This window comes from Thiomicrospira sp., from assembly GCF_036568485.1.
Taxonomy (GTDB): Bacteria; Pseudomonadota; Gammaproteobacteria; order Thiomicrospirales; family Thiomicrospiraceae; genus Thiomicrospira.
In genome coordinates, this window is sequence record NZ_DATCSL010000058.1 from 18,982 (window position 1) to 41,099 (window position 22,118).

At 44.8% G+C, this 22,118-nt stretch carries 25 protein-coding genes; 14 read left to right on the top strand and 11 right to left on the bottom strand.

Going from position 1 to position 22,118, the window contains the following annotated elements:
• Position 1: 1 nt before the first annotated feature.
• Positions 2-1,453 (top strand): TrkH family potassium uptake protein, encoded by a 1,452-nt coding sequence (locus VIM91_RS05995; protein ID WP_331863910.1) that lies wholly within the window; start codon positions 2-4, stop codon positions 1,451-1,453.
• Between the two features lies 1 nt (position 1,454).
• Positions 1,455-2,033 (top strand): class I SAM-dependent methyltransferase, encoded by a 579-nt coding sequence (locus VIM91_RS06000; RefSeq protein ID WP_331863911.1) that lies wholly within the window; start codon positions 1,455-1,457, stop codon positions 2,031-2,033.
• Here VIM91_RS06000 and ccoS read toward each other — a convergent pair.
• From ccoS to ccoN, 9 genes are all read right to left on the bottom strand, one after another.
• Entirely contained in the window at positions 2,030-2,251 is a 222-nt protein-coding gene (gene ccoS / locus VIM91_RS06005) for a cbb3-type cytochrome oxidase assembly protein CcoS (RefSeq protein WP_331863912.1), read from the bottom strand. The genes VIM91_RS06000 and ccoS overlap by 4 nt on opposite strands.
• A 26-nt stretch (positions 2,252-2,277) precedes the next feature.
• Positions 2,278-4,728, bottom strand: coding sequence for a heavy metal translocating P-type ATPase (locus VIM91_RS06010; RefSeq protein ID WP_331863913.1), 2,451 nt, complete (start codon positions 4,726-4,728; stop codon positions 2,278-2,280).
• Between the two features lie 3 nt (positions 4,729-4,731).
• Positions 4,732-5,253 (bottom strand): FixH family protein, encoded by a 522-nt coding sequence (locus VIM91_RS06015; protein WP_331863914.1) that lies wholly within the window; start codon positions 5,251-5,253, stop codon positions 4,732-4,734.
• 73 nt (positions 5,254-5,326) lie between these two features.
• A complete protein-coding gene (ccoG, locus tag VIM91_RS06020; protein ID WP_331863915.1) occupies positions 5,327-6,799 on the bottom strand; it encodes a cytochrome c oxidase accessory protein CcoG in 1,473 nt (490 codons plus the stop codon).
• Positions 6,800-6,974: 175 nt separating this feature from the next.
• Entirely contained in the window at positions 6,975-7,106 is a 132-nt protein-coding gene (locus VIM91_RS06025; protein WP_331863916.1) for a hypothetical protein, read from the bottom strand.
• A gap of 103 nt (positions 7,107-7,209) precedes the next feature.
• Positions 7,210-8,136: a cytochrome-c oxidase, cbb3-type subunit III gene (gene ccoP, locus VIM91_RS06030; RefSeq protein WP_331863917.1), complete on the bottom strand. Its 927-nt coding sequence runs from the start codon at positions 8,134-8,136 to the stop codon at positions 7,210-7,212.
• Between the two features lie 20 nt (positions 8,137-8,156).
• On the bottom strand, positions 8,157-8,339 hold the full coding sequence (locus tag VIM91_RS06035; protein ID WP_331863918.1) for a cbb3-type cytochrome c oxidase subunit 3: 183 nt from the start codon (positions 8,337-8,339) through the stop codon (positions 8,157-8,159).
• A complete protein-coding gene (ccoO, locus tag VIM91_RS06040) occupies positions 8,332-9,153 on the bottom strand; it encodes a cytochrome-c oxidase, cbb3-type subunit II (RefSeq protein ID WP_331863919.1) in 822 nt (273 codons plus the stop codon). The genes VIM91_RS06035 and ccoO overlap by 8 nt, the downstream gene beginning before the upstream one ends.
• Before the next feature lie 67 nt (positions 9,154-9,220).
• Positions 9,221-10,642, bottom strand: a complete 1,422-nt coding sequence (gene ccoN / locus VIM91_RS06045) for a cytochrome-c oxidase, cbb3-type subunit I (RefSeq protein WP_331863920.1) — start codon at positions 10,640-10,642, stop codon at positions 9,221-9,223.
• A 446-nt stretch (positions 10,643-11,088) separates the two neighbouring features.
• On the opposite strand from ccoN, the gene hisB reads away from it, so the two are divergent.
• The 11 genes from hisB (at position 11,089) to VIM91_RS06100 (ending at position 18,801) form a co-directional block, all read left to right on the top strand.
• On the top strand, positions 11,089-11,676 hold the full coding sequence (gene hisB / locus VIM91_RS06050; protein WP_331863921.1) for an imidazoleglycerol-phosphate dehydratase HisB: 588 nt from the start codon (positions 11,089-11,091) through the stop codon (positions 11,674-11,676).
• Positions 11,677-12,315, top strand: coding sequence for an imidazole glycerol phosphate synthase subunit HisH (hisH, locus tag VIM91_RS06055; protein ID WP_331863922.1), 639 nt, complete (start codon positions 11,677-11,679; stop codon positions 12,313-12,315).
• Between the two features lie 31 nt (positions 12,316-12,346).
• Positions 12,347-13,102, top strand: coding sequence for a 1-(5-phosphoribosyl)-5-[(5-phosphoribosylamino)methylideneamino]imidazole-4-carboxamide isomerase (gene hisA, locus VIM91_RS06060; protein WP_331863923.1), 756 nt, complete (start codon positions 12,347-12,349; stop codon positions 13,100-13,102).
• Complete coding sequence (gene hisF / locus VIM91_RS06065; RefSeq protein ID WP_331863924.1) at positions 13,102-13,875, top strand: imidazole glycerol phosphate synthase subunit HisF; 774 nt, start codon at positions 13,102-13,104, stop codon at positions 13,873-13,875. Before hisA ends, hisF begins: the two co-directional genes overlap by 1 nt.
• Entirely contained in the window at positions 13,872-14,189 is a 318-nt protein-coding gene (locus tag VIM91_RS06070) for a phosphoribosyl-ATP diphosphatase (RefSeq protein ID WP_331863925.1), read from the top strand. The genes hisF and VIM91_RS06070 overlap by 4 nt, the downstream gene beginning before the upstream one ends.
• Positions 14,190-14,213: 24 nt before the next feature.
• On the top strand, positions 14,214-14,534 hold the full coding sequence (locus VIM91_RS06075) for a histidine triad nucleotide-binding protein (protein WP_029933307.1): 321 nt from the start codon (positions 14,214-14,216) through the stop codon (positions 14,532-14,534).
• Positions 14,535-14,605: 71 nt separating this feature from the next.
• Positions 14,606-14,872 (top strand): Sec-independent protein translocase subunit TatA, encoded by a 267-nt coding sequence (locus VIM91_RS06080; RefSeq protein WP_349257057.1) that lies wholly within the window; start codon positions 14,606-14,608, stop codon positions 14,870-14,872.
• A gap of 27 nt (positions 14,873-14,899) precedes the next feature.
• The gene (gene tatB, locus VIM91_RS06085; RefSeq protein WP_331863926.1) at positions 14,900-15,373 is read left to right on the top strand and encodes a Sec-independent protein translocase protein TatB; all 474 of its coding nucleotides are present in this window, start codon (positions 14,900-14,902) and stop codon (positions 15,371-15,373) included.
• Positions 15,374-15,388: 15 nt separating this feature from the next.
• Positions 15,389-16,387 (top strand): twin-arginine translocase subunit TatC, encoded by a 999-nt coding sequence (tatC, locus tag VIM91_RS06090; protein ID WP_331863927.1) that lies wholly within the window; start codon positions 15,389-15,391, stop codon positions 16,385-16,387.
• Positions 16,341-18,095 carry a thioredoxin domain-containing protein gene (locus VIM91_RS06095; protein WP_331863928.1) on the top strand — a complete coding sequence of 585 codons (1,755 nt, stop codon included), beginning with the start codon at positions 16,341-16,343 and terminating at the stop codon, positions 18,093-18,095. The genes tatC and VIM91_RS06095 overlap by 47 nt, the downstream gene beginning before the upstream one ends.
• Before the next feature lie 7 nt (positions 18,096-18,102).
• On the top strand, positions 18,103-18,801 hold the full coding sequence (locus tag VIM91_RS06100) for a zinc metallopeptidase (RefSeq protein ID WP_331863929.1): 699 nt from the start codon (positions 18,103-18,105) through the stop codon (positions 18,799-18,801).
• 14 nt (positions 18,802-18,815) lie between these two features.
• Here the strand turns inward: VIM91_RS06100 and VIM91_RS06105 are convergent, their stop codons facing one another.
• Together VIM91_RS06105 and VIM91_RS06110 are read right to left on the bottom strand one after the other, a co-directional pair.
• Entirely contained in the window at positions 18,816-19,841 is a 1,026-nt protein-coding gene (locus VIM91_RS06105; RefSeq protein WP_331863930.1) for an iron ABC transporter permease, read from the bottom strand.
• 191 nt (positions 19,842-20,032) lie between these two features.
• Complete coding sequence (locus VIM91_RS06110) at positions 20,033-20,203, bottom strand: hypothetical protein (protein ID WP_331863931.1); 171 nt, start codon at positions 20,201-20,203, stop codon at positions 20,033-20,035.
• A gap of 5 nt (positions 20,204-20,208) precedes the next feature.
• On the opposite strand from VIM91_RS06110, the gene VIM91_RS06115 reads away from it, so the two are divergent.
• A complete protein-coding gene (locus VIM91_RS06115; protein ID WP_331863932.1) occupies positions 20,209-22,113 on the top strand; it encodes a heavy metal translocating P-type ATPase in 1,905 nt (634 codons plus the stop codon).
• The last annotated feature ends 5 nt before the right edge of the window (positions 22,114-22,118 follow it).

A 22,118-nucleotide genomic window follows, 5' to 3' on the forward strand; every position in this document is an offset into this window, starting at 1 on the left:
CATGCAATTTCAGATTATTATAAAAATTCTCGGCCTTTTGCTCATGGTCTACAGTTTAAGCCTGTTGCCACCGATTGCGATCGCTCTCATTTATCAAGACGGCGCACTGATTGCTTTTCTTACCGCGATGGTATTAACCCAGGTTACTGGCCTGTCATTATGGCTGCCTAATCGCAAACATAAGCGCGAACTCAAAATTCGGGATGGCTTTATCATTGTCGTCATGTTCTGGACAGCACTAGGCATGGTTGGTGCGTTACCTTTTTTACTCGAAGAAGATGTCCCGATTTCGATCAGCGATGCGATTTTTGAATCCTTCTCTGGCTTAACCACAACCGGTGCAACCATCCTAAGTGGTTTGGATAGCATGCCCCATGCGATTTTGTGGTATCGCCAGCAACTACAATGGTTAGGCGGCATGGGGATCATTGTATTAGCGGTGGCTATTTTGCCTTTATTAGGTATTGGTGGTATGCAGTTATACCGCGCTGAAATGCCCGGCCCGGCCAAGGATAATAAATTGGCTCCGCGTATTTCCGAAACCGCCAAAACTCTGTGGCTAATTTATGTCGCTCTTACCATCGCGTGCGCCACGGCCTATTGGGCCGCTGGCATGAGTTGGTTTGATGCCATTGGACACAGTTTTTCCACTGTCGCAATTGGCGGGTTTTCAACCCATGATGCCAGCATCGGATATTTTGATAGCCAGTTGATTGAATCCATTGCGGTCTTTTTTATGTTTCTGGCGGGTGCAAACTTTGCCTTACACTTTCGTGCTTTTCGCTCACTTGAAGTCAAGCCCTACTTGTATGATCCAGAGTTCCGTACTTATGTAATGGTACTGCTGATTGGTATCGCGATTAGTACTAGCTATTTATATTTTCAAGACGTATACAGTAGTTTTGCCGACGCGTTCCGTTATGGTTTATTTATGACGGTATCGATCGCCACCACTGCCGGTTTTGGTAACGCGGATTTTGCAATGTGGCCAGGTTTTTTACCTGTCATGTTGATTTTTATGAGCTTTATTGGTGGCAGTGCTGGCTCGACTGGCGGCGGTATGAAAGTGATACGTTTCTTGCTGTTATTTAAACAAGGGATTCGTGAAATTCAACGTTTAATGCATCCCAATGCCCTAATGCCAGTCAAACTAAGTGGCCGCGCCATTCCAGAACGCGTAATGTCCTCAGTTTGGGGTTTCTTTGCATTATATGTCGCGACCTTTGCCATCATTTTATTAGCATTAATGGCTTTAGGCATGGACCAGGTCACGGCTTTTTCAGCGACCGCCGCCACCCTCAACAATCTAGGGCCAGGCTTAGGTGAAGTAGCGGCTAACTTTGGCAGCATTAATGATCCACAGAAATGGATTTTAACTTTTTCGATGTTGTTAGGGCGTTTAGAAATTTTCACCTTATTAGTGATTTTAACCCGCACCTTCTGGCGAGCTTAAAATGACTCAATCCAGCGCACAAAAATGGAATCAGAAGTACGCCGAAGCCGAGTTATCTACCCCAGCTGAAGCATGTTGGTTATTAAAACAGCATATTCGACGTTTACCTTTGCGTGGGCAAGCCTTAGATGTCGCAAGTGGTTTAGCTGGAAACGCACGTTTTTTAGCACGTTGTGGACTGAATACACAAGCTTGGGATATATCAGAAACGGCAACCGATTTAGTCACACGCTGGGCAAGACTACAAGGCTTGTCGAACTTACAGGCTTTATCTAAAGACATTAGCTCGCCAGATTTTGAGCCTAATCAATTTGATGTGATCGTGGTGAGTCATTATTTAGATCGAACTATTTTGCCGGCTTTAGCGAACGCTTTAAAACCGCAAGGTTTACTGTTTTATCAAACATTTTTAGCGCCAGTTCAGCTGAATGGACCGAGCAATGCCGACTTTTACATTCAACCCAATGAGTACCAGGCCTGGTGGCCATCTTTAATTTGCGAAGTTTATGGTGAAGGTGGGGTTCAAAATCAAAATGGCCAAACCCATCGAGAGGCTTGGTATATCGGGCGCAAACCTTAGCTTTCTTTTTGTGGCTGAGACGAATCAGATTCGGCGTGCTTGTCGGATTTTGTTGGTTTGAGATCGGTTTTTTGCTCATCTTCATCATCTAATAAAATGCGATGCGCCGCGCCATCTAAATCATCAAACTGACCTTTTTTCGCCATCCAAATAAACATGGCAACCACCAATCCACCCACGATCAATACCAATGGAATGGTAATAAAAATAATCTCCACAACTTATCCTCTAGTAACTGGGCGCTTCATCGATTTTTGAAAAAACGACGAATCCGCATGGCGTTTAAAATGACGGCTAAACTGCTAAGTGGCATGGTGATGGAAGCAATTAAAGGAGTCAACATCGCCGCCATCGCCAGCGGCACCATCACAATATTATAGGCGATGGACAATCCAATATTTTGTTTAACTGTTTTAAGCGTACGTTCTGATAACGCTAGGGATGTATCAATCGCCAGTAATTCATTATTTAACAAAATAATATCCGCTGAATCCATCGATACATCGGTTCCACCACCCAATGCATAACCCACATTAGCACGACTTAAAGCTGGGGCATCATTAATACCATCGCCCACCATCGCGACTTTCTGACCTTGTTTTTGCAGGTCGGCGATTACCTGACTTTTATCCTCTGGCAGAACCTCGGCGATCACATTCATCCCACCCAGTTGATCAGCTACTGCATTCGCTACTTGCTGGCGATCACCGCTCAACAAGGTGACTTGTTTACCTCGTGATTGTAAACGTTGTATCAAATCCTTGGCATCAGGGCGTAGGCTATCTTCGATAAACAACACACCAATTACGTCTTGATTATTCGCTACCCACACACTACTGCGCCCTAATTGAGCCTGTTTTTTTTCACTAGCGAGCATATCATCAGGTAACTTAATATCAAATTGCTGCAGCCAAATTGCCGTGCCGATTCGCACCTGATCTTGATTGATTATTGCGCTAACACCGCGTCCTGCTTCAGCTTTAAATTCATCAACGCACAAAGGATTTATCTGCCAATCGGGTTGACGAGTCTGCATACTTTTAACAATGGCGCGTGCCAAACTATGTTCGGATTTTTGTTCGACTTTGGCAATTTTAATAAGCCATTCGTCAACCACCAGGCCTGGTGTCCAACATTCATCGACCCAACTCATCTGTCCTTTTGTCAGAGTGCCAGTTTTATCAAATACAAAATGATCAACGTCATTAAGCATCTCCAACACCACACTGTTTTTGACTAGTATGCCGTTACGGGCTGATACACCAGCGGCCACGGCCATCGCCATAGGAGTAGCAAGCCCTAGCGCACATGGACAGGTAATAATCAGCACGGCTGTTCCCGCCATAATGGCGGTTTCGATATCCGATTGCCACCACCAAAACACAAAGGCCAAAGTCGCCAAACTTATCGTAGCGCTCACAAACCAAGGCATAATTTTTTCAGCGGTACATTGAATACTGGCTTTTGATCCTTGCGCATCTTCAACCAGGTGAATAATACGAGCTAAGCGTGTCGCGTCGAGCGTCGCTTCGACTGAAATGCTCAAAGTTCCGTCTAAATTAATCGTGCCGGCCGACACTTTGTGACCTGGCTGCTTAAATACTTCACGCGATTCGCCGCTCAACATCGATTCATTTACTTGGCTTTCGCCTTCTAGCACTTGGCCATCTACTGGAATTTTATCGCCAGGTTTAACCCAAACTCGATCCCCAACCTTGAGCAGGCGAACGGGTACAATTTTTTCATTGCCCTCAATATATTGGCGTGCCATTTTGGGTTGTAATTCCATTAAACGTCGGGTGGAATCTAATGCTTTATTTTTGGAAATGGCTTCTAGATAACGCCCAATTAAGAGTAGAAAAGTCAGGTCAATGACCGTTGCAAAAAAGGCCTGTCCAACCTGATCCGGTTGCAGCATTACCCAGGTTGAATAAGCATAGGTAATCAGCAAGCCTAGACTGATCGAAACATCCATGCCAACCGTTTTAGCTTTTAGGCTTTGCAACGCCCCTTTTAAAAAAGGTTGGGCGGAATAAGCGAGTGTTGCACTGGCCAATAAAAAAAGTACAAAATAAAAGTAAGAGCGGTATTCAGCGTCTTGATTGGCGCCGGTATAGAGTGCTACTGAAAACCACATGGCATTCATTACCGCGAACCCAGCAAACCCTAAGCGGTAAAGTAGGTCACGGTTCGCTTTGCGATAGGCTTGTTCACTTTCTTCGGCATCATAAGGGCGCGCATCGTACCCTATTTGATTAAGGCGTTGCAATATTTCAGAAAGTTGAATTTTTGTGTTATCCCAACGGACTTTGATTTGTTTATTGGTGAAATTGACGTTGGCATACAGAATGCCTTCAACCTTAGCTAGACTGTGTTCGATTAACCAAATACAAGCGGCGCAGTGAATCGCATCCGACATCAGGGTAATTTGACGCACCTGACCTAGACTTTTAACAAATTGAGACTGAACCTCATCAAAATCAAAAAAGTCGGCCGTCTGACTAAGTTGTTTAGGCGCAACCGGACGCTGAGTGTCTGGTGATAACTTGTAAAAGCTTTCTAAGCCTGAATTATGAATGACTTCACAAACCGACGCGCAACCATGACAACAAAACGAACGCTCTTGGCCTTTAATGACTTTGTCGATACGTTCGTTCGGTGTAATTGGTTGGCCACAATGGTAGCACTGGCTCATTGGTTACTCAGGATCTTTAACCATAAATGATTGGCCAATACTGTATTTCTTATCGCCTTGAACAACTTCAATGATAAAGTCCCACTTGCCTTTCAAGGGGAGAGTAAACTCAGACGCATAATGTCCTTGTTTTTCCAATTTTGCCAATGCGACCGAACCATCAAGATTACGGTCGGACGGGCGATAGTAATAAAGCGTCGCTGAATCCACATCAAATGCGTTATTGTCTTTATCCAGCACTTGCAGCGTGATTTGACCGGACTTACCTTCAACAAGCTCAGGCATATCGACTTTTAGTTGCCAACCAAGTTTGTCCATTTGTTGACGCTCAGCCAAAACCGCAGCATGATTTTTACCCCGTTCATAAAAATCATCAATTACCAGGCCTGGATTCGTGACCACAGCCATGCTCACCATAAAAAAGTTAACCATTAATACGGTTAACAGAATCACCACCCAAAAAATAACCAATGGATTTTTCCATGCGACACTCCAGTCACGCGTGTCTTGTTTTTGTTCTTGCATTGTGTTTCTCCTTAGGATTAGTAATCTAATCCCAGCTCAAACTTAAGAGCTTATCTAATAAACTGGGCACGAGTTAATAACTTGGCCCATGAAATACACTGCGATAACGGTCTTGAATTTCCTGGTTGTTTAGGTCTTTCACGACGATATCAATTGGCATACTAGCTTCCGATAACTTGTCACGAGGTATACGAACAAACAGGCGGATTGTCGACACACTACCAGGCGCAACTTCTGCAACTCGGTCAGCAATGTAAATTAAATCGTCATGACCAAATACTTCAACTTCAGCTTGCATGATTTCGTTGGTTTTATTTACCACCTTAACTTCATACTTGTTCTGAATGCTGCCATCACTCATTTGGACGTAAAGCGGCGCGCGCTCTTTAAGTACCGTTACATCCATCGGTGCCATATTGGTCATCCCCCAAACTAAGGCTGCCGCAGCAAAAGCCATAATAGAAGAATATACGATGACTCGTGGACGTCGCCAAATAGGCGGTAACGCTTTACCTGCAAATTCATTAATCGCGGCATAGCGAATCAAACCTTTCGGCTTATTCACTTTCGTCATGATTTCATCACACGCATCAATACATAAACCACAGGTAATACAACCAAATTGCTGACCCAGTCTAATATCAACCCCAGTCGGACAAACATCTACACACATGCGACAATCAATACAGTCACCTAAAACAGGGGCTTCTTCACCCGGCTTTAGGCGTCGTTGACGACCACGCGGCTCGCCTCTATCTCGGTCATAAGTGGGCATCACCGTTTCTGTATCGGTCATGGCACCTTGAATACGCGAATAAGGACAAAAACCCATACAAACCTGTTCACGCATAAAACCTGCTGTTAAATAAGTTAACCCCGCTAGAACGAGAATCGTAATAAACTCAAAATAACCTAGTTGGAAGTTAATCAAGCGTGCCCAAAGTTGAAAGGCATCGGTAAAATACGCGACAAAGCTAAAGCCCGTCATAAAGGCAATCAATAGCCAAACCAGATGCTTAGGTAGCTTGATTTTAAATTTGGAAAAGCTCATGGGCTCGGCATCTAATTTGATGCGTTTACCCGGTTTTCCTTCAAACTTCTCTTCTAACCAGGTAAAGACATCAACCCAAACTGTATGAAAACAGAAGTAACCACACCAAACTCGCCCGGCTATTGCGGTTGAAGCGGCTAACAATAAAGCAAAAAATATCAAGATCATAGCGAGCATCCAAATATCTTGCGGCAGAACCGTTAGTCCAAAAATGTGGAATTGTCGATTGGCCAAATCCCACAAAACTGCTTGACTACCATCCCAACGAATATATGGACCTACAAATAATAATAGCCAGAAAGACGCGACCATCCATTTGAAGGTTCTGAACTTGCCCCCGATACGTTTTGCATGCACCGTACCACCCGTGTGCAAAGGCAGAATTTCTACCCCAATGTCATCTAAGGTTTTGGATTGAACATGTACATCGTCCAGTACCGAGCCGGTATGTGTCTTTGGACGGTAAGCTTCTTTTTTTGAATCTGAGTTTGACATGGGCCTTCTCTTCATTTAAGGATGGAGTCATCACATTTGGTTGTGAATACACAAATTAGTGCGCTATTTTAACCGCTTTGGGTTCAGCCAACTCTCGAAAAATTTTATCATTCGTTATAAATAAAAATAGGCCTATTAAAGAGGCCTATTTTTATTTATATCAAGTTTTTAATGATTAAGACTTATCGTCTTCACCACCTTCCATGCTTTTAAAAATCTTCCAGCCGAATGCCACCAATGCAACAATACTGAAAAGCAGGGCTAAAAGGGAAACCCATAAAACCCAGTCACTGTTTAATTCATTCATGAACTTTCTCCTCAATTCTGAAGATCCACGACTATTGATTACACTAGCCGTGGATAAAAAAACATTTTTATTTCAGATATCTAACAAGATATCTTGAACAGTGTTATTGACCACCACCTAGTTCATGAACATAGATTGCTAAGCGTTTAATATTAACGTCAGCATCAGGTAAACGTTCTTTGAAAGATGGCATTTCAGCACGACGAGTTTCCGGCAAGTAGTTACCGTCTTTCTTCACATTTACACCATAAGTGATGGTATGAATCACTGATTCACGACGATCAGCTTGCAAGTTTCCTGGAACCCCTGTGAAACGCTGGATGCTACCAGTCAAGTTAGACGCACCATTTGGTGCAACAGGTTTACCTTGCGGTCCATGACACGCCATACATAGGCCTTTACCGTTATAAACCGCTTTACCTGCAGCATACTGTTCGTTATCACCCTCGCCTTCAGCCAAAGCAATGACATAGTCCGCCACTTGCGCGATTTCTTCTTCGTTCAAGTTACCCATCATACCTTTCGCTGGCATGTTACCGATGCGACCTTTAACTAAAGACGCTTCGATTTGCTTAACTGAACCACCCCATAACCAATCATCATCGGCTAAAACTGGAAAGTTTGGGTTACCTGAACCATTTGCACCGTGGCAAGCCATACAATAATCACCAAACAATACTTTAGATGTTGCAACGGCATAAGCACGTAATTCATCATCTTTCATAATGTCGGCCACATCCATACTGGCTAACTTTTCTTCTTCAGCAGCAAATGTGCGTTCGCGCCAATTATTTAGCACCTCGAAATCATCTTTGTACTCTTCAATCTGAGTCCAGCCCGCCACACCTTTAGTGTGTGAGTCTACTAACGGAACAGTTGGGTAATAAACCGCATAAAAAACGATCATGATCAAACCCGCGTAAAACGCGAGTATCCACCACAATGGAGGTGGATTATCCAGCTCGCGCAGGTCTTCATCCCAAATGTGGCCAGTATTACCTTCATCAGGCCATGGATTATGTTGTGCCATACTTATTCTCCTCAGAATAATCAATCATCATCAAGTACTTTGTATTTTTGCTCTTCAAGCTCTTTGCGTTTACTGGGTCTCAAAGCCCACCAAAACGCAACCGCTAAACCGACAAAAACCAGCACTGTTACGATTAGTCCAGCCCAGTCGTGCCCCGTCATGGAGGCCCAATCTGTACTGAAGTATTGTTGAATTTTACTCACGATAAACCTTGCTGTCGTCGAGCTCTACCATGGTGCCTAGTACCTGCATATAAGCTACGATCGCATCCATTTCAGTTTTGCCTTCAATGTGCTCTTGAGCTAACTCGATCTCTTCATCCGTGTATGGAACACCAACACGACGCAATGCAGTCATACGAGCTTTCATATCACGCGTTGTGCCAAAGTAGCTTTTACTTACTGGATTTTCAGCTAGCCACGGATAAGCTGGCATAACTGATTCTGGCACTAGGTTCTGAGGTCTAAGTAAATGCATAACATGCCATTCATCAGAGTATTTACCACCTACACGTGCAAGGTCAGGACCTGTACGTTTTGAACCCCACTGGAATGGGCGATCATACATTGACTCGGTTGCCAATGAAAAGTGACCATAACGTTCACGTTCATCACGGAAAGGACGAATCATTTGAGAGTGACAAATATAACAACCTTCACGGATGTAGATGTCACGTCCTGCAAATTCTAAAGGTGTGTGTGGACGAACACCGTCACCTGCTTTCCAGTCAGAACCCCAAGTACCATCAGCCTTTTTAAAGTAAAGACGTTTATCTGAGACAACTTTGCCATCTTCTTCTGTAAACGTACGTTCCCACACTAACTCAGGGAATTTTTCATTTTTTACGTTACCGTATTTATCTGTTTTTTCAGTGTAATCCACTGAAGATTTCAGATAAAACAAAGGTACGATTTCAACAATACCCGCGATTGATACTACAAAAGCGGTAGCCAAGATCATTGCAAAGATATTACGCTCTACACGATCCTGGAAATTTTTTGGAGTTTGATCTGCCATGAGTTTCTGCTCCTCAACTCATTAATTTAGACTGGTGGCTCCATCATTGAAGCCACCCTTTTTCTAACTAGGCATTCGCTGCCACAGTACTGGTTTGCTTTGCTTTAGCCATCTTAATCGTCATGACGATGTTATATAACATCACCACAGCGCCAGAGGTAAACAGTACCCCACCCACAGCACGCATTACATAATATGGATGCATTGCAGCTACCGACTCAGCGAAGGTGTAAGCCAACATGCCGTACTCATCATAAGCACGCCACATCAAGCCCTGCATAATGCCTGATACCCACATTGCAACGATATAAAGTACTGTACCGATGGTTGCTAACCAGAAGTGGAAGTTAATCAAACGCATTGAATACATTTCTGTGTTCCATAGCTTCATTACCATATGGTAAATCGCACCAATCGACACCATAGCTACCCAGCCTAATGCACCAGAATGCACGTGACCAATGGTCCAGTCAGTGTAATGCGACAAAGCATTTACTGTTTTAGCCGCCATTACTGGGCCTTCAAACGTTGACATAGCGTAGAAAGCTAACGCCATGATGAGGAAACGCAAGATATAGTCTGTACGTAAACGATCCCAAGCACCAGATAGGGTCAACATACCGTTCAATGCACCACCCCATGAAGGAATGATCATAGCTAACGAAATAACCGCACCTAGTGAACCAGTCCAGTCAGGTAAGGCTGTGTATTGAAGGTGGTGAGCACCTAACCATACATAACCGAACATTAACGCCCAGAAGTGGATAACCGATAAACGATATGAATAAACAGGACGTTGCGCTTGCTTAGGAACGAAATAATACATAATCCCAAGGAAACCGGCTGTTAAGAAGAAACCTACCGCATTATGTCCCCACCACCATTGGATCATGGCATCTTGAACACCACTGAAAATAGAGTAGGAAGTAAACAAAGACACGGGAATCGCTAAACCGTTCACAACATATAGGTAGGTGATCATAATCATCATACCTAGGAAGAACCAGTTAGAAACGTATACGTGCGAGTGCGTTTCTTTGTTACGTGATGCAATCGTCATAACGAAGTTAAAGGTATATAAAACCCACACAATCGCGACCGCGATATCTAATGGCCAGATTAGCTCATGATATTCTTTACCTTGTGTCATCCCTAAGGATAAGGTGATCACAGCCAGCAACAAGCCGATGGTAAATAAGATCGCTGTAATCCAAGCAATTTTATTACTAAACAGCTTGATACCATTAGTTCTCTGAACCGTATAAAACGCCGTTGCCATCAATGTCATGCCACCAAACGCGAAAATAACGGTATTGGTATGCATTACACGTAGACGAGCAAAGGTGATTTCAGCAATATCAAAATTTAAAGCCGGCCATGCTAACTGAGAAGCGGCAAACGTTCCCATAAGCGTACCCAGCACCAAAAACACGACGGCAAGAACAGTCAAATACTTGACCACTCCATCATCATATTGTGGTTTTGTCATTGTAGTATCCACGTTGGATTCCCCTTTTAGTCTTAATGTTTCGTCCCTGTCTGCCATTGTTTTTAAATCTCAAACAGTACAAGAACTCCTCAACCGCCAATTATAGGGAGTTTGGAGATAGATTGCTGTTTAAAATCGCCAGAAAACTTAATTTAGGTCAAGATTTGCAAGCACTTTGGTTAGTGGCAGCCTAGGAACCGCTATAAAAATCAACTGAATTATCTAATAAACCACCAAGTCGACACAACTAAAAAATATTTATGACCAAGCTACATTGCACCTAAAGTTGCGAATAAAAATTAAGACTGATCTGCCACTTTTTAACCTTTGACGCATCAACCATGCTTTATTTAACCTAAAAACCTTAGCAAGACAAAACGCTTTTAAGTGCAAATTTAGACAAATTTCAGTATCATAGCTTCCTTTTAAACTTGGTGGGACACGCAATGCGCACAGCTCAAGTTGAACGTAATACGTTAGAAACGCAAATAAAACTCAGCGTTAACCTAGACGGTACCGGTGAAGCCAAACTTAATACTGGCGTGCCTTTTTTTGAGCATATGCTGGATCAAATTGCGCGTCATGGTTTGATTGATATCGACATTCAAGCCAATGGCGATACACATATTGATGATCACCACACGGTTGAAGACATTGGGATCGCGTTAGGCCAGGCGATTCGTCAAGCCGTGGGCGACAAAAAAGGGATCACTCGTTATGGCCATGCTTATGTGCCTTTAGATGAGTCATTGTCTCGTGTCGTGATTGATTTATCCGGACGACCAGGCCTGGTGTTTAACGCTAACTTTACACGTGCTCAAATTGGTCAATTTGAAACCGAGCTGGTTGCAGAATTTTTTCAAGGCTTTGTTAACCATGCGCAAGCCACCTTGCACATAGATAACATCCGTGGCCAAAATGCGCACCACCAAGCTGAAACCATTTTCAAAGCTTTTGGGCGCGCCTTACGCATGGCTTTAAGTGACGACTCAAGAATGGGAGGCCAGTTGCCTTCGACCAAGGGGAGCTTGTAAGTGTCACTAAAGCAGGTCGTTGTTATTGATTATGGCATGGGCAACTTACGTTCAGTCGCCAAAGCGGCTGAACATGTTGCCAACAGCCAAACCAAAATTCTTGTCACCCAAAATCCACAAGATGTGATGGATGCTGACGCGGTCATCTTTCCGGGCCAAGGCGCCGCTAAAGCCTGTATGCAAGCTTTGCAAAACACGGGCATGATTGAACCTATTAAACAAGCCGCTAAAACCAAGCCTTTTCTTGGTATTTGCATGGGCTTACAGGTCTTAATGTCACACTCCGAAGAAAATAACGGCATTGACTGTCTAGACATTATTCCGGGCAAGGTGGTTCGATTTGACGAACAAGCCAACCCGGGTTTAAAAATCCCCCACATGGGTTGGAATCAAATCCAACAAACTCAATCTCATCCTTTATGGCACAAGATTGAAGATCAAACCCGATTTTACTTCGTGCATAGCTATTACATTCAACCCCAGTTAAAAACTGAGGTAACCGGTATGACCCACTATGCGACTGACTTTGCCTCGGCTGTGGCTCAAGAACAATTATTTGCAATCCAGGCGCACCCTGAAAAAAGTGCAGAAGCTGGACTTCAACTATTCAAAAACTTCTTAAACTGGAATGGCGCATAACTCAGTTGCGTTTCAATCTAAGGACCTAAATATGCTACTTATTCCTGCAATTGACTTAAAAGACGGCCAATGTGTTCGCCTCCGACAAGGTGTTATGGAGGATGCCACCGTATTCTCATCCGACATTGTCGCAATGGCTGAACGCTGGGTAACCCAAGGTGCTCGTCGTTTACACATGGTGGATCTCAATGGTGCATTCGAAGGTACCCCGGTCAATGGCGAAGCCGTCCTACAAGTTAGCCAGGCTTACCCAGACTTACCGATTCAAATCGGTGGCGGTATTCGTGACTTAAAAACCATCGAAGCTTATTTAAATGCCGGTGTTACCTATTGCATTATCGGCACCCAAGCGGTTCATACACCTGAGTTTGTCGCTCAAGCCTGTCAAGCTTTCCCTGGTCACATTATGGTTGGCCTAGATGCTAAAGATGGTTTTGTCGCGATTAACGGCTGGGCAGAAGTCACCGAACATCAAGTTATTGACCTTGGTAAGCGCTTTGAAAATGATGGCGTTGAAGCCATTATTTATACCGACATCGGCCGCGATGGTATGATGCAAGGGGTTAACATTGAAGCAACTCAAGCGCTTGCTCAAGCCCTTAGTATTCCCGTGATTGCATCCGGAGGCATCACCAATTTAGATGACATTCATGCGCTGTCTAAAATTGAAAAAGATGGTGTTACAGGAGCCATTACCGGACGCGCAATTTACGAAGGTAGCTTGGACTTTGCTGAAGGCCAAGCACTAGCCGATAAGCTTTCACAAAAAATCGCAGGATCACCTTAATGGGACTCGCTAAACGCATTATCCCCTGTCTAGATGTTAAAGATGGACGTGTCGTAAAAGGCGTGCAATTTTTAGATATTCGCGATGCCGGTGATCCTGTAGAAGTGGCAAAACGCTACGATCTACAAGGCGCGGATGAAATTACGTTTCTAGATATAACGGCCAGCTCGGATGATCGTGACACCATGGTACATGTAGTAGAAGATGTCGCTAGCCAAGTATTTATCCCATTAACGGTTGGCGGTGGTATTCGCACGGTTGAAGACGTGCGTCGCATGTTAAACGCCGGAGCAGACAAAGTTTCGATTAACACCGCCGCCATTACCAACCCAGAGTTTGTTAAGCAAGCCAGTGATTTATTTGGCTCACAATGTATCGTGGTGGCAATTGACGCTAAAAAAGTCAGTGTCGAAGGTGAACCTAATCGCTGGGAAATCTTTACCCATGGCGGACGAAACCCAACTGGCATTGATGCCATTGAATGGGCGCAAAAAATGCAAAATTTTGGCGCAGGCGAACTACTGGTCACCAGCATGGATCGTGATGGTACTAAAATTGGCTTTGACAACGACTTAACCAGTCACATTGCCGATGCGGTAAACATCCCAGTCATCGCTTCAGGTGGCGTTGGCAAGTTACAAGATCTGGTTGATGGCATTCAACAAGGTCATGCCCAAGCCGTATTAGCCGCCAGCATTTTTCATTTTGGCGAGCATACCATTCAAGAAGCTAAACAAGTCATGCAAGAACAAGGAATTGAGGTGCGATTATGAGCGAAATTTTAACGCAACTTGATCAGTTGCTTGAGTCCCGTAAAAATGAATCCGCCGACAGTTCTTATGTCGCCAGCTTGTATGCTAAAGGGCTAGATCAAATATTAAAAAAGTTGGGTGAAGAAGCGATTGAAACCGTGATGGCGGCCAAAGATGGTGAAGCCGAACACCTAATTTACGAAGTCACCGACCTATGGTTTCACAGCCTCGTGTTGTTGGCACATCAAAACTTATCGAGCGCTGATGTTCTAAAAGAACTGGAGCGCCGATTTGGACTGTCTGGATTAGTCGAAAAGGCCCAGAGAGAACAATAAAATTCACACAAGAGAGATCCTCCAATGATTACCGAACCAACTTTATTCACTCGTATTATCAACAAAGAGTTACCGGCTGAGTTTGTCTATGAAGACGACAAGTGTGTCGTCATTAAAGACATCAATCCAAAAGCTCGCGTGCATTTATTGATTATTCCCAAAAAGCCTATCCCCACTTTGTTTGATTTAAAGCCTGAAGATAAAGACTTAATGGGACATATGATGCTACTTTTGCCTCAAATCGCACAGTCACAAAACTTAGATGGCTTCAAAACTCAAATTCATACTGGTGAAACAGGTGGTCAAGAAGTATTTCACGTACATATACATTTACTTGGTAACTAATCACTTATTTTGCTATTATTTAGCGCTTGCAAATTAGCAGACAATTAACCCTGTTTTAAATGGAGCACATTATGGGCATCAGCATCTGGCAACTATTAATTATCCTAGCCATCGTTTTGGTTATTTTTGGTGCAAAACGTTTGAAAAACGTCGGCAGCGATTTAGGCGGCGCAATCAAAGGCTTCAAAAAAGCGGTGAGTGATGAAGACGAGAAAAAAGCTAAAGACGCGGAAGAACTTAAGTTGGAAGATACCGCTGACAAAAAAGGCAACGTCTACGACACTGAAGCGACTGAAAAGAAAACAGCGGATTCTGACGAAACCAAGCCTAAGGTTTAATGCGCCCTAGCGCCTGAGGTTTAGATCATGTTTGATATCGGTTTTCTCGAAATCATTGTAATCCTTATCATCACACTCATGGTGATAGGACCTGAACGCATGCCTGAAGTGGCTAGAAAAGCGGGTGAATTTGTGCGTAAAATGCGCAATTTTATCAGCTCGGTCAAAGACGATTCTAACCTCCGAGAAACCGTTCGCGAACTGCAAGAAGCGGTTGATGTTCAAGAACACAAACGTGAATTTGATCATATTAAACAAGACCTCTATAAAGGTTTTGAAGATGTGCAAGATCAAATTAACTTTGATGAACTTCAACGGCCTTTTGCCAACCCCGAACCAACTCAAGCCGATATTGAGCAGGCTCAACGTCAACTAGACTCGACTAATGACGTCGCGCAAGATCTGCCCGAACCCAAATCGAGCGATAAGACTGCGAAAAGCCAAACTGATACCATTCAGAAAGCTAATCCAAGTCCATCCGCTTCTAAAACTAACGTATAACAACATTGGCCCTGCATGAGCAATAGCGCACTTCCACCTCACGATCAAGAAATGACGCTGGTTCAACACCTGTTGGATCTTCGCAATGCGGTCGCCAAAGCTGTTATCGCGGTCTTAGTGCTATTTTTAGCACTTTTTCCGTTTGCAAATGACTTATACGTTTACATCGCCGAACCTTTAACCCGTTTTATGCCGGTCGGGTCGAGCATGATTGCGGTTGGGGTGGCTTCACCTTTCTTAACTCCGTTTAAATTAAGTTTAATCTTAGCCATTTATCTGGCGATGCCTTACTTGCTTTATCAGTTCTGGACATTCATTGCGCCCGCACTCTATAAACATGAACGCCAACTGATCGCCCCCATCTTATTCTTTAGCTCCTTTTTATTCTATGCTGGTGGCGCCTTTGCCTATTATGTGGTGTTCCCCTTAGTATTTGGCTTTCTATCGCAAACCGCGCCGGAAGGCGTCACCATCGCGACCGACATTTCTCTTTACCTAGACTTCGTCATCAAAATGTTCTTTGCGTTTGGCCTGTCTTTTGAAGTGCCGGTCATTGTGGTTTTGTTGATTTTAACGGGCATGGTGAAACCCGAAGCTATGTCTCATGCACGCCCCTATGTGATTGTGGGCGCATTTGTATTGGGTATGTTGCTAACCCCTCCAGATATCATTTCGCAAACTCTATTAGCCGTTCCGGTTTGGTTGCTTTATGAACTGGGCGTTTTGGTCGGAACATTCATTGTAAAACGTAAAGGCTTGGACAAAGACGAATCAGAAAACGATGCTGAGGCTAACTCAAACCCATCTTCTAGTCGTTCAAAAATGGACGAAGAAGGCTTTGATGATCGTTATGCCGATCAAGTGGATGATGATTTCGATTATGATGCTGAATTTGATAAGATCGATGCTGAAATGTCCTCTTTAAATAAAGAGCAATCGAAGCCAAAACAAAATGACGAAAACCAGGATGACAAACCAGACACAGATAAGCCCAAGGATTCTGATAAACCTTAAAGCTTATTTAGAACGCTTAGCCAGTTTAAACAACAAGCTAAGCGCATGGGTCAGCCTGTCACTTTTTACGTTCACTTGTTCAGTTTTTGCGAGCCCGCTAACCAATCACCCGTCCGCGTATTTGGCCATGCATGCCGATGATCCAGTTAATTGGCAGCTTTGGCAACGCGCCACACTTAACCAAGCCAAACAGCAGAATAAACTCATCCTCATTTCGTCCGGTTACTTTGCTTGTCATTGGTGTCATGTGATGCAGCAAGAAAACTATCAAGACCCGCAGGTCTCGGCGTTGCTTAACCAACATTTTGTTTCAATAAAAATCGATCGTGAACTTTCACCTGATCTAGACGATCACCTGCTTTCTTTCGCGCGCCGAGCAACCGGGCAAGCTGGATGGCCTTTACATGTGATTCTAACGCCCGATGGTTATGCATTCAGTAGTTTCGTGTATTTACCCAAACAAGATTTGATGACACGCCTTAACCGAGTACACCAGCTTTGGCAAACCGATGCCGACAGCATTATCCGACTTAGCCAAAACGCTCAGCAAAACTTGTCGTTTGAATCTTTAAACACTGATCAACTCAAACAACGCATACTGAACAAACTGCCTAGCCAAATTGATGAGTTCGCAGGTGGCTTAAATGCCACCCAGAAATTCCCCAACAGCCCACTACTCAAAGCGCTACTACTAGAAAACAATCTAACTACACCACTTTTGAATTGGTTAGAAACGACGCTTGAAGCCATTCAATCTGAGCATCTTTACGACCACGTGCATCACGGATTTTTTCGCTATACCGTTGACCCAAACTGGCAAGAGCCGCATTTCGAAAAAATGCTCTACGATAATGCGCAACTAAGCGAAATCTATTTTCTTGCCGCCGATCGGTTTAAACGCAAAGACTTTTTGCAGACCGCACAAAACACCCTAAATTATATTGAGACTGAATTAATGAGCCCTCTAACGGGTTTAGCAAAATCCAGTCAATCGGCCGTCGATCAAAATGGACTAGACGGCGGTCGTTACCTATGGACCCGCCAACAACTAAAACAAAGTCTCAACACTGATCACTATCAGCAAGTTCACCAGGCCTGGTCACTGGATCAAGCCCCACCCTTACTGAATTATGGCTGGTTACCTAAACCCATTACCAACCACCAGGCCTGGTTGGCGATTCAATTTCAGTTAAACACCAGGCCTGGTATAACAGACGATAAACAGCTTATCGGTTGGAACGCTTTATTACTCAGCGCTTATGCACAGGCCTTTAAAACAACTCAAAACCCGCACTATCTAAGAACGGGCCATGCTCTTGCCCAACGTTTAAGTCAGCTACTCTTACTCAAAGAGGCACCGCGTGCGGTCAATGACCAAGGCCAGTTTTCCGACTCTGCCAGCTTAGAAGACTTTGCATACACCTTAGCAGGATTAGAAAACTGGCAAAGCGCAAGTCAACTTGATTTAAAAGCTCCTATCGAGCAATTACGTTCAAAAGTGACGCAACATTTTAAAGGCCGCTCTGGCTGGGCTACCAATCAAACAAATCTGTTGCCAACCCAGCAAATACAGTTGGATTATGCCGACACAGCAACCCCATCTAGCACGGCTTTATTAAGCTGCCTAACAACCCAATCCCATATTCAAGTAGAATCCGGCCGACCACTTTGGCAATATGCCAGTTATTTAATTCAGAAGGACTGTTGAACCAAATATGGCATTTTTAATTATTGGCCTGGTTTTGTTGGCGATTATCAGCTTTGTTCCCCAATGGTGGACTCGCTCCATTCTTAAAAAACACAGCCAACCCCATCCAAGTTTACCGGGCAATGCCCACGCATTTGCCGAACACCTAATTAATAAGTTTCAACTGAATGATGTTCGAATCGAAGAACTACCAGCTGATTCTGTTCATGGCGACCACTACGACCCGATCGACAAGATGGTGCGTTTAAGCTATCAAAATTATCACAGTAACTCCTTAACTGCGATTGTAACCACAGCGCACGAAATCGGCCATGCTTTACAGCACCAAGCCAATTACGAACCACTATTAACCCGCACCGAAATGGTCGAGCGTTCGCAATGGTTACAAAAATTCAGTGGGATTGCGTTAATGGCGACACCCGTTTTAATCCCACTAATGCACACGCCGATTATTGGTATGGTGACCTTTGCCGCCGGTTTTATTGCGATGGGGATTCCGGTGTTAATTCATTTATCGACCCTACCGGTCGAGTTTGATGCCAGTTACAAAAGAGCCTTACCATTATTAGAAGAAGGCGAATATCTAGATAAAAAAGATATGAAACGTGCACGCCACATTTTAACCGCCTGTGCCATGACCTATGTCAGCAGTAGCTTGGCGAGTTTATTTAATCTGTGGAAATGGTTCAGCGGCTTTAGACGTTAGCCGCTCGAATAGATTTAAACATGTAACCGATGACGTTGTTTTAACAACAGCCATAAAAAGAACGGACCGCCCAACGCGGCGATCAATAAACCGATCGGCAGTTCACTCGGCGCGATTAAACTGCGCGCCAAACTGTCGGCGGCCACCACTAACAGCGCGCCCATTAAACCGCTTAACACCAGCAACCAACGATGATCTGGCCCAACTAACAAGCGCGCTAAATGTGGTGCAATCAAACCAACAAACCCTACTACGCCCGCTACCGCGACACTCGCACCTACTGCGAGTGCGACTAAGGTGACAATCACAAACTTTAAGCGTTTCACATGCACCCCAAGATGGCGCGCACTGGCCTCCCCCATTAAATGACGATTTAGATCTGTCGCCCATAATGGCAAAATCAGCCAGACAAATAACATCGGCCACCAAATCATTAACACTTCACGCCAACTTGAATGCGCCAACGAACCGAACGCCCAGAAGGTTAAGCTGCGTAGCGCTTCATCACTTGCCCAATAAGCCAGTAAACCCGTCGCCGCGCCCGCCATGGCATTAATTGCAATACCCGCCAATAACATCAACGCCACATCGGTTGTACCGCGATAACTGGCTAATCGATAAATCAACCAAGTCACCGCAAGGCCACCCAAAAAGGCTGCCAGCGGAATCGCCAAACCTAAACCCACCCAATCCAACCACCAAGCCGGGCCAAATACAATGACTAATACCGCCGCCAAAGCCGCGCCACTGGATACACCCACCAGGCCTGGATCCGCTAACGGATTACGAAACAATCCTTGCATTGCCGCCCCCGCCATACCCAAACCAGCACCCACCGCAATCGCGACCAGTAAACGCGGCAAGCGGATTTCCCATACGACCCAGTGCGCCTCTGACTCGCTTGAAACCAAAGCATGCAAAACCTCCAACCAGCGCCATTCAATCGCACCGACTTGTAGCGACAACACACTCAGTGCTGCCAGCAAACTAACCAGGCCAATCAAGGCCAAACTAGGAGAATTTAATAAACGGTTTTGCATTTAATTACGCCAATTAACAAATGCAAACATTGTACCCACTCTTCGCTAACAAGGCATTAATTCAGTTCGGCAAACGAATTTAACCCAATACATTCGGTGCTATTAAGCCTATAAAAATCAACTAGAAATCAAATACCTGTCATTTTGACTTTTGTAACCTAGGTGATTAAGATGAAATAAACATTCGCGATTTAACGTCTTGCACAAAGGGGAAAGTTTAATGGCTCACTCCACTCATCATGAACACGACCAGCATTCAAAACACGCGTCACACTCACATGCTCATCACGGTCATAGCCATGGTCACGACAAACATGCGGGCCATAGTCCTGAAATGTTTCGCGCCCGATTTTGGCTTTCACTATTAATGACCCTGCCTATCGTATTTTGGTCAGGTCATATTCAATCATTAGTTGGTTACGATGCACCTCAGTTCATAGGCTCCAACTGGATCGCTCCGCTATTAGGTACCGCTATTTTCCTGTATGGCGGTCTCGTATTTTTAAAAGGGGCATGGCACGAAATAAGTGATCGCTTGCCCGGCATGATGACCTTGATTTCCCTCGCCATCATGGTGGCGTTTGTGTTTTCTTGGGTAGTGCAACTGGGTTGGATTGATGCGCAAGCCCTTTGGTGGGAATTGGCGACCTTAATCACCATTATGCTGCTCGGTCACTGGATTGAAATGCGCTCAATCAACCAAGCGCAAGGTGCGTTACAAGAACTTGCCAAATTATTACCCGATCAAGCCACACGTATAAATGGTGACCAAGAAGAACAAGTGGCCGTGAGCGAATTAAAGACGGGGGATATGTTATTAGTCAGGCCTGGTGCCAGTATTCCGGCCGATGGCGTACTAAAAAAAGGCCAGAGTGATGTTAACGAATCCATGATTACCGGCGAATCAAAACCGGTGGGTAAAAAACCAGGCGACAACTTAATTGCCGGTACGATTAATGGTAGTGGCTCACTGAGGTTGGAAGTCACCCAAAGCGGCGATGACACCAAGTTATCCGGCATTATGCGCTTGGTTAAAGATGCCCAACAATCTAAATCTGGCGCACAACACCTGGCTGACCGAGCGGCACGTGCTTTAACTGCGGTCGCGATTAGCGCCGGTGTGATTACCCTGATTGCATGGCAATTTGTGGGCGCGGACATCGAGTTCTCCATTGTACGTGTGGTCACGGTTTTAGTTATCGCTTGTCCGCACGCGTTAGGTTTAGCCGTGCCTTTAGTCATTGCAATCTCCACCAGCTTAGGCGCAAAAAACGGCCTATTAGTTCGTGACCAACGCGGGCTCGAACAAGCACGAAACCTCGACACGATAGTATTTGATAAAACCGGCACGCTCACTCTGGGCGAATTTAGAGTCGTTAGCCAAACCACACAATCCTTATCTGACGACCAGGCGCTTGAGATTGCTGCCAGTATTGAATCCGAATCCGAACATCCGATTGCCCAAGGCATTGTTCGCACCGCTAAAGATCGCGAACTTAGCCTTACCTCCGCGCAAAACTTTGAATCCTTAACCGGTAAAGGCGTTTCGGCTCAAGTCAACGGTGAAACCTATTTAATGGGCGGGGCCAATCTACTGGAATTAGAAAAAGCCGAGCTTGGCGAAGATTTAAAACAAGCCGCCCAAAAAGCCGAACAGCAAGGTCATTCGGTTATTTATCTATTACACAAACAACAGGCCATCGCCTTATTTGCGGTCGCCGATGCGGTGCGTGATGAAAGCAAAGCGGCGATTAAAACCCTGCATGATCTCGGCATTCAAGTCGCGATGTTGACCGGCGATGCCAAAAATGTCGCCGAGGCGGTGGCGAAAGAGCTAGGAATTGACCAAGTATTTGCCGAAGTGCTACCAGAAGATAAAGCCTCCAAAATTAAAGAACTGCAAAAAGGCGGTCGTAAAGTAGCCATGGTCGGTGATGGTGTAAACGATGCACCTGCTTTAGCGACGGCCGATATCGGCATTGCGATAGGTGCCGGTACCGATGTCGCGGTCGAAGCGGGCCATATCGTATTAGTGCGCTCCGACCCGCGTGACATTCCGCGCATCATTACCTTATCCAAAGCGACCTATCGTAAAATGTTGCAAAACTTATGGTGGGCGGCTGGTTACAATATTGCTGCGATTCCGCTAGCGGCTGGGGCATTGGCGGCCTGGGGTATTTTATTATCGCCTGCGGTGGGCGCGGTACTCATGTCGGCCAGCACTATTATTGTCGCGATGAATGCGCAACTTTTACGGCGCGTCAAACTTTAGGTAAC

What these genes read in the sequence shown, in the direction of transcription:
- hisA (WP_331863923.1), top strand. Translation starts at nt 12,347, where the DNA reads ATGCTACTTATTCCTGCAATTGACTTAAAAGACGGCCAATGTGTTCGC.
- hisB (WP_331863921.1), top strand. Translation starts at nt 11,089, where the DNA reads ATGCGCACAGCTCAAGTTGAACGTAATACGTTAGAAACGCAAATAAAA.
- VIM91_RS06075 (WP_029933307.1), top strand. Translation starts at nt 14,214, where the DNA reads ATGATTACCGAACCAACTTTATTCACTCGTATTATCAACAAAGAGTTA.
- hisF (WP_331863924.1), top strand. Translation starts at nt 13,102, where the DNA reads ATGGGACTCGCTAAACGCATTATCCCCTGTCTAGATGTTAAAGATGGA.
- VIM91_RS06000 (WP_331863911.1), top strand. Translation starts at nt 1,455, where the DNA reads ATGACTCAATCCAGCGCACAAAAATGGAATCAGAAGTACGCCGAAGCC.
- VIM91_RS05995 (WP_331863910.1), top strand. Translation starts at nt 2, where the DNA reads ATGCAATTTCAGATTATTATAAAAATTCTCGGCCTTTTGCTCATGGTC.
- ccoO (WP_331863919.1), bottom strand. Translation starts at nt 9,153, where the DNA reads ATGGCAGATCAAACTCCAAAAAATTTCCAGGATCGTGTAGAGCGTAAT.
- VIM91_RS06095 (WP_331863928.1), top strand. Translation starts at nt 16,341, where the DNA reads ATGACAAACCAGACACAGATAAGCCCAAGGATTCTGATAAACCTTAAA.
- VIM91_RS06015 (WP_331863914.1), bottom strand. Translation starts at nt 5,253, where the DNA reads ATGCAAGAACAAAAACAAGACACGCGTGACTGGAGTGTCGCATGGAAA.
- VIM91_RS06025 (WP_331863916.1), bottom strand. Translation starts at nt 7,106, where the DNA reads ATGAATGAATTAAACAGTGACTGGGTTTTATGGGTTTCCCTTTTAGCC.
- tatB (WP_331863926.1), top strand. Translation starts at nt 14,900, where the DNA reads ATGTTTGATATCGGTTTTCTCGAAATCATTGTAATCCTTATCATCACA.
- VIM91_RS06010 (WP_331863913.1), bottom strand. Translation starts at nt 4,728, where the DNA reads ATGAGCCAGTGCTACCATTGTGGCCAACCAATTACACCGAACGAACGT.
- VIM91_RS06080 (WP_349257057.1), top strand. Translation starts at nt 14,606, where the DNA reads ATGGGCATCAGCATCTGGCAACTATTAATTATCCTAGCCATCGTTTTG.
- ccoN (WP_331863920.1), bottom strand. Translation starts at nt 10,642, where the DNA reads ATGACAAAACCACAATATGATGATGGAGTGGTCAAGTATTTGACTGTT.
- VIM91_RS06115 (WP_331863932.1), top strand. Translation starts at nt 20,209, where the DNA reads ATGACCCTGCCTATCGTATTTTGGTCAGGTCATATTCAATCATTAGTT.
- tatC (WP_331863927.1), top strand. Translation starts at nt 15,389, where the DNA reads ATGAGCAATAGCGCACTTCCACCTCACGATCAAGAAATGACGCTGGTT.
- ccoG (WP_331863915.1), bottom strand. Translation starts at nt 6,799, where the DNA reads ATGTCAAACTCAGATTCAAAAAAAGAAGCTTACCGTCCAAAGACACAT.
- VIM91_RS06105 (WP_331863930.1), bottom strand. Translation starts at nt 19,841, where the DNA reads ATGCAAAACCGTTTATTAAATTCTCCTAGTTTGGCCTTGATTGGCCTG.
- VIM91_RS06100 (WP_331863929.1), top strand. Translation starts at nt 18,103, where the DNA reads ATGGCATTTTTAATTATTGGCCTGGTTTTGTTGGCGATTATCAGCTTT.
- VIM91_RS06070 (WP_331863925.1), top strand. Translation starts at nt 13,872, where the DNA reads ATGAGCGAAATTTTAACGCAACTTGATCAGTTGCTTGAGTCCCGTAAA.
- ccoP (WP_331863917.1), bottom strand. Translation starts at nt 8,136, where the DNA reads ATGGCACAACATAATCCATGGCCTGATGAAGGTAATACTGGCCACATT.